Genomic DNA, 11,715 nt, shown 5'->3' on the forward strand with positions numbered 1-11,715 from the left:
GGTCCTGGGTCGAAAGTCGGTACTGATCCTGGCATCGCGTTACGCCCCGAGGAATGAAATCTCTCGACGATCGCGATGCGAGCCGTGCTGGCGAACCGGGCTTTGAGCGTGTCGGATCTGGAGGAGGGTCCGGCCGGTGTGTCGAGCGCAGCGCAGGGCGAGCGGGTCGCGATCCTCAACCCCAATCGGGTCATGGCCTAAAAGGCCCCTCCGGCCGCCTGGGAAGCCAAGATGAAGCGGATCGACGCGCCTCCGGGCACCGCTTGGTCTACCGAGTCAGCGATGCGGCGATCACCGTGACGGTGGTCGCCGTGAGGAAGCGCGGTGGGGATGAGGCGTACCGAACCGCTCGGAACCGTTGAGCGCCGTCGATGCCGCCGGCGGTTTCCGATCGGCTGAAGCGGCGAGTGGCTCAGGTCTCGCCGGCCACGAACGCCCGCATCAGGTAGTTGGCGATCGCCATGGGCGGCGGGGACTGGATGCCCTCGGGATGGGTGCCGGCCAGCATGGCGGCGACCGCGGCGCGGTCGAACCAGCGGGCGTCCTCCAATTCGCTCGGATCGGTGACGATGTCGCCGTCGAGGGCCTCGGCGGCGCAGCCCAGCATCAGCGAGGACGGGAACGGCCAGGGCTGCGAGGTCCGGTAGGTGACCGCGCCGACCCGGATCCGCGTCTCCTCGAACACCTCCCGGCGCACCGCGTCCTCGATGGTCTCGCCGGGCTCCAGGAAGCCGGCGAGGCAGGAATACATGTGCGGGCGGAAATGTGGGCCGCGCCCGAGCAGGCAGGTCTCGCCCCGGCGCACCAGCATGATCACCACCGGGTCGACCCGGGGGAAATGGTGGGCGTTGCAGGACGGACATTCCCGGCGGAAGCCCCCGGCCTTCGCCACGGTGGCCGTGCCGCAATTGGCGCAGAAGCCGTGCCGGGCGTGCCAATCGAGCATCGACTTGGCTACCGCCAGCAGGCCCAGCTCCTCGGCCTCGACGGCGTTTTCGGTCGCGATGGCGCGCAGGTCTAGGGTACGGGTCTCGCCAGCGGCAAAACCCTCCGCGGCCTCGGCCGGTGCCGACGCGGCGAAGACCGGCCTTCCGTCCCGATGGCCCAGGAAGATGCGCGTGCCGGACGGGTGCGGCGCTTCGGCCGGGGTGATCAGCGCGGTGGTCCCGCGCAGCACGATCCGGTCGCCGCAGATCAGGACGAGGCGCGCGTCCGGCGCGTCGAACGGAGGCACCGCCTCCTCGGGCTGCTCGGCCGAGTGCCGGTCGAGGCGGTTGCGGACGAAGCCGAGGGTGTCGCGGGGATCGGTCATTCGGGTTCAGGCCGCGGAGAACAAGCTGCCGGCGCGCTCGATCAGCTGGGCGCGGGCATGGAACGGGTAGGGCTTCCGGGTCTCGAAGCCCCAGACCGGCCCGGGCCAGGCCGGGTCGGAGCGGAACCGGCCGATGACGTGGACGTGGAGCTGCGCCACGACATTGCCCAACGCCCCGACATTGACCTTGTCGGGCTTCGACAGCGCCTGCATCACCCCGGTGGCGATGCGGATCTCCCGCCACAGTGCCCCGGCATCGGCCTCGGACAAATCCGTGATCTCGGAGACGTCGGGGCGGCGCGGGACCAGGATCAGCCAGGGGAACCGGGCATCGTCCATCAGCAGGACGCGGCAGAGGGTCAGGTCGCCCACCTCGACGGTGTCGGCAGAGAGGCGCGGATCGAGGAGGAAGGCGGACTCGGTCATGGCACGACGGTGTAGCGCAGCCTGCGCGCCGGCGCGCGCCTCGGATGCGCGGAGTGATGACGCAACCGGCGCAAAGCTTCGGTCAGAACGAAGGCACGGCGCCCTGCCGGCCCACCGCGATCGTGCCGACATCGAGGGCGCCGTCCGGCCCGGACCGGGCGAAGATCGTGGTGGCCGCGCCGGGCTCCAGCAGGGCCTTCTCGCCGGGCGCCATCGCGGTGACCGGGGTCCCGGCGGGAACCGAGAAGCTGGCCTGACCGCCGCCGAAGCCCAGGGTCAGGCCGAGCGGACGTCCGCCACGCAGGTCCGAGACCCAGCCAGCCGTGAACGTCGCTCCCGGCTCGGTATCCCAGGTCTGGCTGCCCGCCTCGAAGCCGCGCTCGGAAGGCGAGTACACGGTCACGGCCGTCGCCCGCCGCGGCTCGGCCTCGGAGCCGGCGAGCACGCTGACGTAGCTCTCGGGCTTGATGTTGCGCACGGCCGCCTCGGTCACCGCGAAGACCCGGGTCCGCGGGTTCATCCGCAGGGTCAGGGTGCTGCCGCCGGCGCGGCGGATCTGCAGGCGGTCGGCCTCGGCCCACACGATGGTACCGCGGAACCGGACGGTGCTCGGCTGCGCCCGGACAGCGGTCGCCGTCACGGCCATCAGAAGGGCTGCGAGAAGGAAGCGGGTTCGCGATTTCGTCACGGGGATCCTGGTCCGGCTGCGGGGGCCGAACGCCAGGGGCGGACGACGGTTCCAGTCGCGGTCAATGCGCCATCAGCACCGGCATGTCGGCATGGGCCAGGACGTGGCTCGTGACACCTCCGAAGATCATCTGGCGCAGGCGGCTCTGGGTGTAGGCGCCCTTGATCAGGAGGTCGCAGTCGAACGCCTTGGCTTCGGCCAGGAAGGTCTCGCCCGGCGCGCGCCGGCCGGACGGAAGGGAGCGATGCGAGGCGGCCACGCCCTCGCAGGCCAGCGCCTGGGCGAGGTCCTGGGCGCTCGGCCCCGGGACCATGCCGCCCTCGACGCTGAGCACCAGCACCCGCTCGGCCCGTCGCAGGAACGGCATCGCGAAGGCCACCGCCCGGGCGGTCTCGGTAGAGCCGTTCCAGGCGATCAGGATCGCTTCTCCAAGCGACGTCGGGGCGACCGGCGGCGCCAGCAGGATCGGCCGGCCGCCCTCGAACAGCGCAGTCTCGAAGGTGGTCATCCGCGGGGCGTTGTCGGTGGTCCCCGGGCGTCCGACCACGGTGGCCGAGAACAGCCGGGCGTATTGGCCGAGGAACGCGTCGCCGGTGGGCACGTCCTGCCGCCAGCGGTAGCGCGGCCCGGCATCCGCCACCTTCTCGGGGATGCACAGGCCGTCGCGGGCGTGCCGCGGGATCCCGGCCGCGTCCATGAAGGCGACGAAGCGGCCGCCGGCCTCCTCGGCCTCGGCGCGGTCGGCCTCCTCGTCGCGCAGCCAGGTCATGCCGCCCACCATGTCGACGGGGACGTACTCGGCGAGCGCAGGGCGCAGGGATACGCCCTCGATCAGGCTACCGAAGCGCGACGCCGCGAGCCGCGTCGTCTCGAACACGGAGGTCAGGCCGTCGTGCATCGCGACGGGTACGAGCAAAGTCTTCATCGCGGCATCCTCCTCCGGTGCGCGAGGCTAATCCGCCCGAGGCCCGGTGGGAACCGGGGCCGGGACGGGGCGCACACGGTTTTGCGCGGTGCCGGGATCCAGGCGGTCGCGCGCCCAGCGGCTCAGCGGCCGCTCGACGAACCGGTGGACCAGCAGGGCAGCCGCGACGCTGCCGGCGAGCATCACAACGACGCTGCCCCAGGGGTGCAGAACCGGGGCGAGGCCGAGCCGCAGCAGCGCCTCGCGCCCGAGGCGCAGCGCGAAGGGGTGGACGAGGTACAGCGCGTAGGAGGCGTTCCCGAGGATCACGAGCCCCCGCGTCAAGGCGGGCAGGGCCGCGACCTGAGCGGCATCCCGCGCCGGCCCGAGGGCGGCGGTCACCAGGAGGGCGGATGGCAGGCCGACGAGCAGGGGGCGGAGGACCCCGTCGGCGGACCCGTCGTCGCCGAGCAGGCGGGCGGCCAGGGCGAGACCCAGGAGACCCATCACCCCGAGCCCGAGGCGCACCGCGGATCCAGGCCGAAGACCCTCCCGATGGGCGAGGGCGAGCCCAGCCCCGACCAGGAATTCCAGCACGATCGGGTTCGCCCAGAACCGGACCGGCACCGGCAAGGCGGGCACGAGCGCACCCACGGACACCAGCAGCACCAGCGCAAGGGCGAGCCAGGCCACGGCGCCGCGCCAGCCGAAGCCCAGCCCCAGGACGAAGAGGCCGTAGAAGAACACCTCGTAATTGAGAGTCCAGCCAAGGCCGTAGAGGGGCTGGATGGCTCCGTCCGGCCGGGCCGCCGGCCAGAACAGGAACCCGGCCAGGATCGTGCCCGGCTCTCTGACGAGGGCCGCGGCCTCGCCCAGCCAGTCGGGGCGCGCGATGGCGAGGGCCAGGACGATTAGGCTCACCAGCCAGTACAGGGGGACGACCCGGGCGACCCGGTGCGCCAGGAAGCGGGCGCGTCCGCCCGGCGCCCCGAACAGCCGGCCGCTCGCATGGACGATGACGAAACCAGAGATCACGAAGAACAGGTCGACCCCGCCCCACCATGGCAGGAGCGTCCCGGGATCGAGGGTCGGGCCGGCGCCGCGGGCAGCCATCATCCCGGCCTCGTGGCGCGCGTGATGCCAGACCACCATGAGCGCAGCAGCGGCGCGCAGGATCTGGATTCCGAACAGGGTCACGGAGCCTTCAACACAAATGGAGTTCCTCTAATCCCGGGCTCTCAGTAAAAAACGGCAGGAACCATAAGTCGATAGCCCCGTTGTCGAACTAATTCGCGAACGTGTCGCCGTACCGTTTCGGCTGCAAGATCTTGGACCTTCGACCAGGACCGGATCTTTGCTGGCCTCGCGGGCCGCTTCGCGTCTTCACACGTACTTGAGGTTTCCATGCTGAAGAACTACGCTGCCGCGTCCGCGCTCGTCCTGGCGCTATCGACCCCTGCCTTCGCACAGGGCGCGAACGATTTCCGCCTGCAGTCGATGCAGGCGAACGCCTTCGAGGTCCAGTCCTCGCAGATCGCCCTGTCGAAGTCGCGTAATCCCAAGGTCCGGTCGTTCGCCCAGGAAGTCATCCGCGACCATCGCGCCGCCAACGTGGCGCTGTCGGGCGGCGAGAGCAACTACATGGCGGCCCGGGACGAAGGGCTCGGCGGCCTCGTGACGGCACCGCTGGCGGTGGCGGGCGGCGCTGTCGGCGCAGGCGTCGGCGCAGCGACCGGCGTGGTCGGCGGCACCCTGGCGGGCGGCCCGGTCGGCGGCCTTCAGGGCGTCGGCACCGGCGCGGCCAGCGGCGCGGCGGCGGGCAGCCGCCTCGGACGCGGCGATGCCATGGCCACCGGCGCCTCGACCGTCGTCCCGCCGAGCCCCGAGCAGCAGGCGATGCTCGCCGAGCTGTCCGCGACCCCGGCCGGCCCACGCTTCGACCGTCTCTACGCCAGCCAGCAGATCCAGGCGCACCAGATGTCGATCGCCATGACGCAGGCCTACGCCCAGGGCGGCCCGAACCCGGCCCTGCGCAACTACGCCCAGCAGGCCCTGCCGGCCTTGCAGATGCACTTCGATCACGCCCAGCGTCTGCCGGGCGCCATGTGATCGTTTAGGATATCTCGGCCCCGGCCGGGTGACAGGGCGAGGCGGCGTGCGCGAGCACGCCGCCTTTTTCTTGTCTCTGACCGCGCACTGCACCGTTCTTGCGGGTGCAGCGAAGCCACCCCGGCAGCAGTTGCGGCCAGACGTCATCGTGTTCGAAGGTGCGACGAGCCACTCGACCTTGCGGGCTCGCGGAGCCGCAGATGGTAGACGTCAAGCCGTAAGTATCGGTGCGGAACCTGCTTCCTCTCTCCCTCGTGGGGAGGCGCGTTCGTCGAGCCCTGCAGACGCTTAAGCGCCTTACAGCTTTCGCAAGCGACAACCGATACGCGAAGAACGGCGACGCGCATCTGCCAGCTGGCGACCGCAGCATCCGGTATGCAGCCCCCCGGCCTGAGACGCCCCGCAGAGCACCTCAAGCCGGAATGTCGAGCCGTCGGACGGGTTCCTCAGTCGCAAGCCACCGCGGTCGGCAGAATCTTGCGGCCGGTATCGTCCACCGCGGGGTGGAAGTCGCCGGTCTCCGGATTCCGGACCAGCAGCACGCCGTTGGCCACGCCGAAATGCGCACCGTGGATGTTGAGCCGGCCATCCTCGACCCGCTCCTTGATGAACGGGAAGCTCAGCAGGTTCTCCATGCTCTGGCTGACCATGGCGTGCTCCATCCGGGTCAGGTAGTCCGGCGCGCTCGAATCACCCGCCTTCGCTTCCGCGGCGCCCACCAGCGAGACCCACTTGCCGATGAAGTTGCTGCTCGAGAGCGGCGCGGCCTTGTTGGCGAAGGCCTTGATGCCGCCGCAGGTGGCGTGGCCGAGCACGACGATGTGCTTCACCTCGAGCGCCTGGACCGCGAACTCGATGGCCGCCGAGGTGCCGTGATAGGCTCCGTCCGGCTCGTAGGTCGGCACGATGTTGGCCACGTTGCGGATCACGAACAACTCACCGGGGCCGGCATCGAAGATCGCCTCCGGGGCCACCCGGCTGTCGCAGCAGCTGATCACCAGGATCTGAGGCTCCTGGCTTTGAGCGAGCTGCGCGAAGCGCCGCCGCTCGGTAGGAAACCGGTCGGCCAGGAACGCGCGGTAACCCTCGGTCAGGAATTCAGGGAACATGCCGTCTCCTTGAGGTTCGGGATCTTCGCAGATGCGAGATCCGGGTCAGCGATCGTGCCAAGTCAGAACGCGCGGCCGAGGCGGAATAGTCCCGGCCGCGAGATCGGCCGCGAGATCGGCCAGCCCCGCCGGCTCGACGCGCTCGCCGCTCGCCTTGAGTTCGGCCAGCGGCCACCAGCGGGTTCCGATCACCGGGTTGTCCTCGGTCTCGGCGAGCTGGCTGGTATCGACCCGGTCGTCGGGCAGGCGGACCAGGAAGTAGCACTCCCGGGCATCCCGCGACTGGCGGAACAGGTGGAACGGGCCGTCGCAGGCCGCGACCTGCGGGCCGATCGCGACGTCATCGCGGCCGATCTCCTCGCCCAGCTCCCTGCGGCAGGCGGTGACGTGGTCCTCGCCGGGTTCCAGTCCGCCACCGGGCATGAACCAGAAGCGCAGCGGCTCGCCGTCCGGCCCCTTGGCGTGGACGGAGGCGTACGCGATCAGCAGGATCCGGTCCTGCGGGTCGAGGACGATCGCCCGGGCAATATGGCGGATCGCGGGTGTGTTCGGTTCGCTCATGCGGTTGAGCTAGAGCACGAGGCCACGGACGGACACCGCTCGGCCGCGATCACCAAGTTGTGAGCGATCACAAGACCTCGAGGTGGCGGGTCACGGCACCCGCGCGGCCGGCGCCCAGATCACCACCGGCAGGCCGTACCCATCCCGCTCAGGCGGGTCCGGCAGCGGCACCGCGCTGCCCTCGAGGATGTCCCGTGCCACCAACAAGGCAGCGAGGGCGTCGAGGTGGTCGTCGGCCGGCACGCCCTTGGCGCGGACCTCGATCAGGGCGACCGGCAAGCCCGCCGCCTCCAGCAGGCTCCGGCGCAGGGCGAGGCCCTCGCGGGCCCGGGCGCCCTTCTTGGGCAGGCCGAGGGGCCGGAGGCCGTTCAGGGCGTGGAACGCCACCTCCGGGTGAACCTCGTGGACGCGTGCCAACGCCTCCGGCCGCGCCTGCAGCAGCGTGTCCACCGCGCGGACGGAGCGGAAGATGTTGTAGCCCTGGATCGAGGGCGCGAAGGGCGGGTCGCTCGTCGCCCGGGCGATGGCCTTAGCCGCGTCGTAATCCGCCGCGTAGACCGCCGCCCGGGCCGGCATCGGGAACACGGACGATCGGGCCGGGCCGAGCCGGAGGCGGGCGGCCCTGTCGGCACCCCGGCCGCCGGAAACGATCCGGTCCGGCAGGCCGATCGGCACGTCGATGCCGACGATCAGCGGCTGCTCCGGCGCGTCGAGGAGTGCGGCCACGTCGGGAAACAGGGCGCAGCGGTACCGGCCGGGATCGTCGAGGTCGAGGAGCGCCCCCGCCCAGGCGCCTCGGCAGCCGTCCAGCCCCGCGACCCAGCGCACCATCCCGTCCCCGCATCCCGCGATCCGTTCTTGCCCGGGACGCGGTGGAAAGCTATCGGCGACCGCAAGGGCATCGCCGCCGGCCCGGGAGAAGCGTGATGAGCGAGATCCGTCCCCGTCGCAGCGTGCTGGCCATGCCCGGCTCCAACGCCCGCGCCCTCGACAAGGCGCGCACGCTGCCCGCCGACGTGATCCTGATCGACCTGGAAGATGGGGTCGCGCCGGAGAAGAAGGCCGAGGCCCGCGCCCTCGTGGCCGCGGCGGTCTCGGGATCGGGCTTCGGCTCGCGCGAGGTGGTCGTGCGGATCAACCCGCCCGAGACCGAGGACGGCGAGGCTGACCTCGCGGCGCTGGCCGGCGCCGGCCCGGATGCGATCCTGGTGCCGAAGGTGCGCAGCTCCGACGCGCTGATCGCGGTGGGCGCCCGCCTGCGCCGGCTTGGAGCGCCCGCGGCGACGCGGATCTGGGCGATGATCGAGACCCCGATGGCGGTGGTGAACGCCGCCGAGATCGCCGGGGCCGCGCGGGACGTGGATGGACGGCTCGCCGCCCTGGTGATCGGCCCCAACGACCTCGTGAAGGCGGCCCGGATCCGCCCCCCGGGCCGGGCCGCCCTGGTGCCCTGGCTGATGAATGTCCTGGCCGCCGCCCGGGCCTACGAGATCGAGGCAATCGACGGGGTTTTTTCCGGTCTCGACGACGCGGCGGGATTTGAAGCGGAATGCGCCGAAGGCCGCAACCTGGGCTTCGACGGCAAGATGCTGATCCACCCGAGCCAGATCGGCCCGGCCAACGCCGCGTTCGGACCCGACGCGGCCGAGATCGCGGAGGCCCGCCGGGTCGCCGCGGCCTTCGACGCGCCGGAGACCCAGGCCTACGGGGTCATCGCGCTGGACGGGCGCATGGTCGAGCGCCTCCATGTCGAGGCCGCGCGGCGCACCCTGGCCTTGGCCGAGGCGATCGAACGGCTCGGCGCGTGAACGAGCTCCCCGAGGTCGGCCTGCGTCTCCTCGACCCGCGGCTGCCTGGCTGGGGCTTCCCGCGCTGGGGCTCGGCGGCGGCGGCCGGGCTCGACCTCCACGCCTGCCTGGACGCGCCGCTGACGCTGCCGCCCCGGGGCGCACCGGCCCTGATCCCGGCGGGCTTCTGCGTGCTGATCCGCGACCCCGCCTGGTGCGGCCTGATCTTCCCGCGCTCCGGACGCGGCCACCGGGACGGCTTGGTGCTGGGCAACGGCACCGGAGTGATCGACGCGGATTACGAAGGCCCCCTGATGGTCTCGGCCTGGAATCGCGACGACGCGCGGCCGATCCGGATCGAGCCGGGCGACCGGATCGCCCAACTGGTCTTCACCCGCGTGACCCGGCCGGTCCTCACCGTGCTGGAGGACGAGCCCGGTTCGGGTTCGGGCCGTGGGGCAGGGGGGTTCGGGTCGAGCGGTCGGTAGGGCCCCGGGCGATACGCAGGTGACGGAGATCGCCGGTTGGCGCCCCGCCCCTCAAGCCAGATCATTCCCGAAGGCGATCACCTCGTATCGCGCGAGCCCGACGTAGCTGCCGATGAGTCGCAAGGCCCAAGCCGAACATGCCCTGACGTATCGCGCCGTGCCGACCAGTCGAAGGTCGACTCCCGAGATACGACGGCGGCCGAACGATTCACCGTGTCGTCCCGGCGGGGCGCCGGAGACGGGGACGACACGGTGCGTGGACCGATCTCGGCGCATCCACCGATCCCGCCGCCGATGACCGTCTGAGGCTGCGTCCGCCGGGATGCCGCGCATGTTCTAGGCGGTCAAACGCCTCAATCCAGCACCTTCCCCATCCGCCCGGCCAGGTCCTGGATGAACTGGAAGGCGGTGCGGCCCGAGCGGGAGCCCCGGGTGGTGGCCCATTGCAGGGCCTCGGCGCGCAGGCGCTCCGCGGGCAGGTCCAGGCCATAGCGCTCGGCATAGGCGCGGATCATCGCCAGGAACTCGTCCTGGCTGCATTTGTGGAAGCCGAGCCAGAGGCCGAACCGGTCCGAGAGGGAGACCTTCTCCTCCACGGCCTCGCCGGGGTTGATCGCCGTGGAGCGCTCGTTCTCGACCATGTCGCGGGCCAGCAGGTGCCGGCGGTTCGAGGTGGCGTAGAACAGGACGTTCCCAGGCCGGCCCTCGATGCCGCCGTCCAGCGCGGTCTTGAGCGACTTGTACGAGGTGTCGTCGCCGTCGAAGGACAGGTCGTCGCAATAGACCAGCCAGCGATGCGGGTCGGGCCGCAGCAGGGCCATCAAGTCGGGCAGGGCCTCGATATCCTCCCGGTGGATCTCCACCAGCTTCATCGGCCGCGCACCCTCGGGACGGCGGGCGTTGATCTCGGCATGGGCCGCCTTGACCAGCGAGGACTTGCCCATGCCGCGGGCGCCCCACAGCAGGGCGTTGTTGGCCGGCAGGCCGCGGGCGAAGCGCTCGGTGTTCTCGATCAGCGTGTCGCGCGCCCGGTCGATGCCGGTGAGCAGGCCGATCTCCACCCGCGCCACCTGTGGCACCGGGGTGAGCCGCCGCTCCGGTCCCCACAGGAAAGCGTCGGCGGCGTTCGGGTCGAAGGCCGGCTGGGCGGGCGGCGCGGCGCGCTCCAGGGCGGTGGCGATCCGCTCGAGGAGCGGCATCAGGGTCTCGAGGCTCGTCATCGGATCGGGGGTTCGCTTCCGGATCGGTCAAGCAACCGTACTACGGCGTTCGGTGGCGGAAATCATCCGTCCCCGTGCGGCTCGAACGCGAAGCCGGATCGGGCGTTGAATATTCCGCGAGGGCGGTCGGGTCGGCCCCGGGAGGGCGCCGATGGATGCGGGACCGACGATCCGGATCACCCAGGTCGGGGCTTACGTCTTCACCGTCGATTTCGGTGCGGGCCTTCCGGGCCTCCTCACCGACGAGGCGCCCCCGGTCGGCGGCGGCACAGGTCCGATCCCCGAGCAGCTGCTGGCATCGGGCGTGGCGAACTGCCTGTGCGCCAGCCTGGTCTTCGCCCTCGGCAAGTTCCGGCAGGACGCGCAGGGCGTCGCCGCCGAGGCGACTTGCCGGATGGCACGCAACCCGGAGGGCCGCCTGCGGATCGGCGGGATCGACGTGCGCATCCGGCTGGGGGCCGCGGCCGAGGCCATGCCCCGAATCGACCGGGTGCTGGAGCAGTTCGAACGCTTCTGCACGGTCTCGGAGAGCGTGAAGGCCGGGATCCCGGTGGCGGTCTCGGTGGAGGATGCCGACGGGGCGCGGCTCGCATGAGCGCCGGCTGGACGTGTGGCGTTTCGGACCTTCCCGCAGCGTCGCGGCCGACATCTCAAACATCCGGGCGCGCGGCCCGAGATGTCACACACTCATAGCCTACACAGGAGTTGCCCGTGGCCCACGATCACCGACACGCTGCCACCGAGCCGGCGGCGCTGGCCCAGCTCTTCAACGAGCGGGCCAATGCCGGCGATGTCGAGGGCCTGGTGGCGCTCTACGAGCCTGACGCGGTGCTGGCCGCCGGCCGCGTCGTGGCCACGGGTCATGCCGAGATCCGGGCCTTCTACACGGACCTGTTGGCGCGCAAGTCCGACTTCCCGGCCCCCGAGACGCTGGAGCCCGTGCGCAACGGCGCCCTTGCGTTGACCTTCGCCCGGCTGCCCAACGGCGCGCTGTCCGTGGAGGTCGCCCGCGCGCAGCCGGACGGCACCTGGCTCTGGGCGATCGACCAGCTGAAGATCGCGCCCCCGAAGGCGTGAGGGCGGCCTGCGCTTGTCCCACCGGACGCGATGC

At 71.4% G+C, this 11,715-nt stretch carries 15 protein-coding genes; 6 read left to right on the plus strand and 9 right to left on the minus strand.

Annotation, left to right across the window (positions count from 1 at the left end; genetic code table 11):
- Positions 1-75 precede the first annotated feature (75 nt).
- Complete coding sequence (locus FV242_RS36040; protein ID WP_281407045.1) at positions 76-201, plus strand: hypothetical protein; 126 nt, start codon at positions 76-78, stop codon at positions 199-201.
- Positions 202-412: 211 nt separating this feature from the next.
- Here the strand turns inward: FV242_RS36040 and nudC are convergent, their stop codons facing one another.
- The 5 genes from nudC to FV242_RS06620 all read right to left on the minus strand — a co-directional run bounded on the left by nudC (position 413) and on the right by FV242_RS06620 (position 4,527).
- Positions 413-1,312 (minus strand): NAD(+) diphosphatase, encoded by a 900-nt coding sequence (gene nudC / locus FV242_RS06600; RefSeq protein ID WP_147938373.1) that lies wholly within the window; start codon positions 1,310-1,312, stop codon positions 413-415.
- A gap of 6 nt (positions 1,313-1,318) precedes the next feature.
- Complete coding sequence (locus tag FV242_RS06605) at positions 1,319-1,738, minus strand: HIT domain-containing protein (RefSeq protein WP_147938374.1); 420 nt, start codon at positions 1,736-1,738, stop codon at positions 1,319-1,321.
- Between the two features lie 82 nt (positions 1,739-1,820).
- Positions 1,821-2,426, minus strand: coding sequence for a hypothetical protein (locus FV242_RS06610; RefSeq protein WP_147909552.1), 606 nt, complete (start codon positions 2,424-2,426; stop codon positions 1,821-1,823).
- Between the two features lie 61 nt (positions 2,427-2,487).
- A complete protein-coding gene (locus FV242_RS06615; RefSeq protein ID WP_147909551.1) occupies positions 2,488-3,351 on the minus strand; it encodes a universal stress protein in 864 nt (287 codons plus the stop codon).
- Positions 3,352-3,378: 27 nt separating this feature from the next.
- The gene (locus FV242_RS06620; RefSeq protein ID WP_187278350.1) at positions 3,379-4,527 is read right to left on the minus strand and encodes an acyltransferase; all 1,149 of its coding nucleotides are present in this window, start codon (positions 4,525-4,527) and stop codon (positions 3,379-3,381) included.
- A gap of 207 nt (positions 4,528-4,734) precedes the next feature.
- On the opposite strand from FV242_RS06620, the gene FV242_RS06625 reads away from it, so the two are divergent.
- A complete protein-coding gene (locus tag FV242_RS06625) occupies positions 4,735-5,439 on the plus strand; it encodes a DUF4142 domain-containing protein (RefSeq protein ID WP_147938375.1) in 705 nt (234 codons plus the stop codon).
- A 446-nt stretch (positions 5,440-5,885) separates the two neighbouring features.
- Here the strand turns inward: FV242_RS06625 and FV242_RS06630 are convergent, their stop codons facing one another.
- From FV242_RS06630 to FV242_RS35350, 3 genes are all read right to left on the minus strand, one after another.
- Entirely contained in the window at positions 5,886-6,548 is a 663-nt protein-coding gene (locus tag FV242_RS06630) for a carbonic anhydrase (protein WP_147938376.1), read from the minus strand.
- A gap of 45 nt (positions 6,549-6,593) precedes the next feature.
- Entirely contained in the window at positions 6,594-7,109 is a 516-nt protein-coding gene (locus tag FV242_RS35345; RefSeq protein WP_147938377.1) for an NUDIX hydrolase, read from the minus strand.
- Between the two features lie 90 nt (positions 7,110-7,199).
- Complete coding sequence (locus FV242_RS35350) at positions 7,200-7,940, minus strand: DUF429 domain-containing protein (protein WP_147938378.1); 741 nt, start codon at positions 7,938-7,940, stop codon at positions 7,200-7,202.
- A gap of 95 nt (positions 7,941-8,035) precedes the next feature.
- Here FV242_RS35350 and FV242_RS06645 point away from each other — a divergent pair, with 95 nt between their 5' ends.
- Together FV242_RS06645 and dut are read left to right on the plus strand one after the other, a co-directional pair.
- Entirely contained in the window at positions 8,036-8,917 is an 882-nt protein-coding gene (locus FV242_RS06645; RefSeq protein ID WP_147938379.1) for a CoA ester lyase, read from the plus strand.
- A complete protein-coding gene (dut, locus tag FV242_RS06650; RefSeq protein WP_147938380.1) occupies positions 8,914-9,384 on the plus strand; it encodes a dUTP diphosphatase in 471 nt (156 codons plus the stop codon). Before FV242_RS06645 ends, dut begins: the two co-directional genes overlap by 4 nt.
- 353 nt (positions 9,385-9,737) lie before the next feature.
- On the opposite strand, the gene FV242_RS06655 is transcribed toward dut, so the two are convergent.
- Positions 9,738-10,604, minus strand: a complete 867-nt coding sequence (locus FV242_RS06655) for an ATP-binding protein (RefSeq protein WP_147938381.1) — start codon at positions 10,602-10,604, stop codon at positions 9,738-9,740.
- 151 nt (positions 10,605-10,755) lie between these two features.
- Here FV242_RS06655 and FV242_RS06660 point away from each other — a divergent pair, with 151 nt between their 5' ends.
- Positions 10,756-11,199: an OsmC family protein gene (locus FV242_RS06660; protein WP_147938382.1), complete on the plus strand. Its 444-nt coding sequence runs from the start codon at positions 10,756-10,758 to the stop codon at positions 11,197-11,199.
- Positions 11,200-11,315: 116 nt separating this feature from the next.
- A complete protein-coding gene (locus FV242_RS06665; RefSeq protein WP_147907615.1) occupies positions 11,316-11,681 on the plus strand; it encodes a nuclear transport factor 2 family protein in 366 nt (121 codons plus the stop codon).
- Positions 11,682-11,715 lie beyond the last annotated feature (34 nt).

Origin of the sequence: Methylobacterium sp. WL64, assembly GCF_008039945.1 — a bacterium.
In the GTDB taxonomy this organism is placed as follows: Bacteria; Pseudomonadota; Alphaproteobacteria; order Rhizobiales; family Beijerinckiaceae; genus Methylobacterium.